Source organism: uncultured Fretibacterium sp. (genome assembly GCF_938030725.1).
Classification (GTDB): Bacteria; Synergistota; Synergistia; order Synergistales; family Aminobacteriaceae; genus Fretibacterium.
Genome location: NZ_CALHIQ010000034.1, coordinates 1 through 3,905 on the forward strand (window position 1 = coordinate 1; position 3,905 = coordinate 3,905).

3 protein-coding genes and 1 pseudogene are annotated in these 3,905 nt (G+C 54.6%); all 4 read left to right on the forward strand.

Going from position 1 to position 3,905, the window contains the following annotated elements; genetic code table 11:
• Window positions 1–563: pseudogene (locus Q0629_RS02365) on the forward strand (glycine dehydrogenase subunit 2); the annotation flags it as partial.
• Between the two features lie 51 nt (window positions 564–614).
• Window positions 615–1,814, forward strand: a complete 1,200-nt coding sequence (locus Q0629_RS02370) for a DUF819 family protein (protein ID WP_298778454.1) — start codon at window positions 615–617, stop codon at window positions 1,812–1,814.
• Between the two features lie 86 nt (window positions 1,815–1,900).
• The gene (locus Q0629_RS02375; protein ID WP_298778457.1) at window positions 1,901–3,022 is read left to right on the forward strand and encodes an ATP-NAD kinase family protein; all 1,122 of its coding nucleotides are present in this window, start codon (window positions 1,901–1,903) and stop codon (window positions 3,020–3,022) included.
• 79 nt (window positions 3,023–3,101) lie between these two features.
• A partial coding sequence (locus Q0629_RS02380; protein ID WP_298778460.1) for a MerR family transcriptional regulator occupies window positions 3,102–3,905 on the forward strand: 804 nt, incomplete at its 3' end.

Below are 3,905 nucleotides of genomic sequence, written 5' to 3' on the forward strand. Positions count from 1 at the left end.
GTCGCCCCGAGAGCATAGGCAAGCTGCGAAAATTTTACGGCGTGCCGGCTGTTCTGGTCAGGGTTTATGCCTACATTCGTTCCCTTGGCCCCGACGGGATGAAGGAGATTGGGGAGCTTTCCATTCTGAACAACAACTACATGCTGAAAAAACTTCTGACGATCAAAGGGCTTTCAATGCCCTGGGCGGAGGGGAAATTCCGCATGGAGCAGGCGCGGCTGAGCTGGGAGCAGTTGACGCGGGATACGGGAGTCACAACGGACGATATTTGCCGGAGGATCGTGGATTATGGGTTCCAGGACTATTTTTCAAGCCACCATCCGAGGGTGATCCCTGAGCCGTTTACCCCGGAACCGGTGGAGACGTACTCCAAGGATGACATCGACGAGTTCGTCGAGGCGTTTCGTTCCATCGCCGAGGAGGCCTACACGGACCCTGAGCTGGTGAAGACGGCCCCGCACAAAGCGGCGCTTGCGACGCAGATCGATGAGACGTACATGACGGAATGGGATAAGTTCGCCACGACATGGCGGGCATATAATAAGTACCTCAAGGATAAGTGAAGCTTCCGGATCGTATCTTCAACATAAACCACTGGGAGGAAGACGAGAATAATGACCAGTTTTATCAGCGCGGACCAGACTTGGGTGTTGTTTGCTATCCTTACGGCGATTGCGGCGTTGAGCATCCAGTTGGAACATAACTATAAGTGGGCTTCCAGAGTGACGGGCTGCGTGCTTGCCTTGATCGGTGCGATGATCCTGTCCAATCTGAACGTCATCCCCCTGGACGCTCCGGCCTACGATTTTGTCTGGAGTTATGTCGTCCCACTGGCCATCCCCCTCCTGCTCTTTAACGCAAACATCAGAAGGATCTGGAAGGATAGCGGCCGCCTGTTGATCATCTACTTGATCAGCGGCATTGGGACGATCCTGGGTGCCTTTATCGGCTATTTTCTGCTGAAGGACCTCGTCAAGGACCTGGGGATTGCCGTAACCATGATGATCGGCACCTACACGGGCGGCAGCGTCAACCTGGTCGCTATGGCGGATGCCTATAAAGCCCCCGCCGATCTGGTCTCCTCCTCAGTGGTTGCGGACAACCTCTTGATGGCCTTGTACTTCTTTGCGCTGATCGCAGCTTCAGGGTCGCAGTTCTTCCTGAAGAACTACAAGCACCCCTTGATCGACGCGGTAGCGGCTAGGAGCGAGGGGGATCAGGGCGCAGCATCCTATTGGGTGGCGAAGCCGGTCGCTCTGAAGGACATCGCAAGTTCGGTGGCGTTGTCCTTCGTGATCGTTGCGCTATCGATGGTGATCACGGGATATTTTTCCGACGCGATCGCGAAGGACAGCTTTGCCAAGGCCCTTATCAACGGATTATTGGGGAATAAATATCTGATCATGACGACGGTAACCGTCCTGATTGCGACGGCGTTCCCAGGGGCTGTTGGAAGCATCGCCGGAGCGCAGGAGATTGGGACGTTCCTGATCCACATCTTCTTTACGGTGATCGGCGTCCCTGCTTCCATTCGTTTGATCGTGACGCAAGCGCCACTCCTCCTGCTCTTCTGCACGATTATCGTCGCCACGAACATGATCGTTTCCTTTAGCGCAGGAAAGTTGTTCGGCTTCACCCTTGAAGAGATCATCATCTCCTCAAACGCCAACGTCGGCGGCCCCACGACGGCGGCGGCTATGGCCATCTCTAAAGGCTGGACTGAGCTCGTCGTCCCCGCTATCCTGGTGGGGACTCTGGGATATGTCCTTGGAAACTACTATGGCGTCTTTGCCGGGACCTACCTTGGGCTGTAGGCACGACAAAAACCTCACGTGCCTATCTGAGGGGCTCAACTGCGGAGCCCCTTTTATTTCACCTTGAAGAGGTAAGAGGTCATCTCATGAAACGATTGGGACTGATCGTCAATCCCATAGCGGGAATTGGCGGCAAGGTTGGGTTGAAGGGTTCCGATGGGTTCGATACTCTGCAGCGCGCGCTTCTCCTCGGCGGCGAATTCGAAAGTGGAAAGAAGGCTTCGGTAACGCTTGCTCACCTCAAGCCGCTTGAGGAAGAATTTGAGCTGCATACCTGCCCCGGCGCGATGGGGGAAGAGTCCTGTCAGCGGGTCGGGCTTCCCTGTACGGTGATGAGAACGCCCTTTGGCGCTCACACAGGGCCTCAGGACACGATACGGGCGGCCAAAGAGCTCCAGAAGGTTGGCCTTGATCTGCTTCTGTTCGCGGGAGGCGACGGCACCGCACGGGATGTCTTGAAGGCGGTGGGGCAGGAGGTGACGGTGCTTGGAATCCCGACGGGGTGCAAGATACACTCCGGCGTCTATGCGCTTACGCCGCAGGCCGCAGGCCTTCTCGCCCGCCAATGCGTGCAGGGCCGAATCCATGGGGCCAAAGAGGCCGAGGTCATGGATATCGATGAGGACCTGTTCAGGAATGGCGTCGTCCAGGCGCGGCTCTACGGCTATCTGAGGATTCCTGACGATGAGGCATTGGTACAACACACCAAGGTCGGCGGAGCTGGAATGTCTTCGGTTGAAACGTTGGCGCGGTTCGTTGCTGGTCAGTGGAGGCACGACACGCTTTATATCGTAGGGACGGGTTCGACGACGGCCGCTGTGATGCGAGAGCTCGGTCTGCCCAACACGTTGCTTGGGGTTGATCTGATTTACGACAAAAAGGTCGTTGCCCTCGACTGTACGGAAAAGCAAATCCTTGAGGCAATACAGGAGCATGACAGGGTCAAAATTATCGTAACGATCATTGGAGGGCAAGGCTGTCTTTTTGGCCGCGGGAATCAGCAGATCAGTGCAGAAGTGCTCAGCAGGGTCGGCAGGGACAACGTTATCGTTGTGGCAGGTCGAGATAAGGTGCTTTCCTTGAAGGGCCGTCCGTTGTACGTCGATACGGGCGACGAGGAAGTGGATCGCTCTCTGGCAGGCTATATAAGAGTCGTGATCGGCTACGAAGAGTTTACGGTGCTGAAAGTGGCCGGATTTGTGCTTTGACGATCAGGCACAGCATTTGTGTCATCAGATGGATATTTTGCGAGGGGATGGGCTCTGCAACTCAACGTGGACGGTGAAGATGATGACGGACAACAAAGATAAGTATACCATTGGCCAAATGGCGAAGCTTTGCAACGTCTCGACAAAACAGCTGCGCTTTTACGATGAGCGCGGTCTGGTCACGCCCGCTTTCAGAGATGAGATAAATGGATACCGCTACTACGAACGCCGACAGATCGAGGAAATCCTTCTTCTGTCAGAGCTGAAGCAATACAATTTTTCCCTGGAGAAGATCGGAAGGCTGCTCCGCAACAGGGAGCTGAATCCATTGCAAAGAGAGCTGGAGCAGCAGCTCTATGAGCTTCGCAGGGAGAGAATGGATATTATGGCGAAGTACGATTCCATTATCGACCGTATCCTGAATATCCTGCACAGCTCCGTCTACCTTATAGCGAATCAAAAGACGTTCGCTCAGGATATCATCTCCGTTCAGACGTTCCCTGAAACGGTTGTGGCGTACACCCGTTATGTTTCCTACTGGCATGTAGACCAGCTCTTCACGTCAAGGCGCGCGGAACTCTTCAAGTTTTTGAGCGAGCATCGTCTGGAAGAAACAGGAGCCAACATGGCGTTCTTTTACAACGGCTATAAAAAGCAGTTCAGCGAGAACCCCAATGACCGGGAAGGAGATTTGGAGGTCTGCATAAGGATTAAAAATCCTGACCTCTCCCTGCCCTGCGTTCGTATTGTCGAGGAGTTTCAAGCGGTTTCCTGTATCTACGTCGGCCCCTACCGGGACATGCTTCCCGCTTACCTGGACCTCGAAAGTTACGCCAGGCAACACCAGATTCTCTTGAGCGGAGAATCACTGGAGGAATATCTG

Bases quoted from the DNA above. Each gene is read 5' to 3' on its own strand.
- Q0629_RS02375 (WP_298778457.1), top strand. From the start codon at position 1,901: ATGAAACGATTGGGACTGATCGTCAATCCCATAGCGGGAATTGGCGGC.
- Q0629_RS02370 (WP_298778454.1), top strand. From the start codon at position 615: ATGACCAGTTTTATCAGCGCGGACCAGACTTGGGTGTTGTTTGCTATC.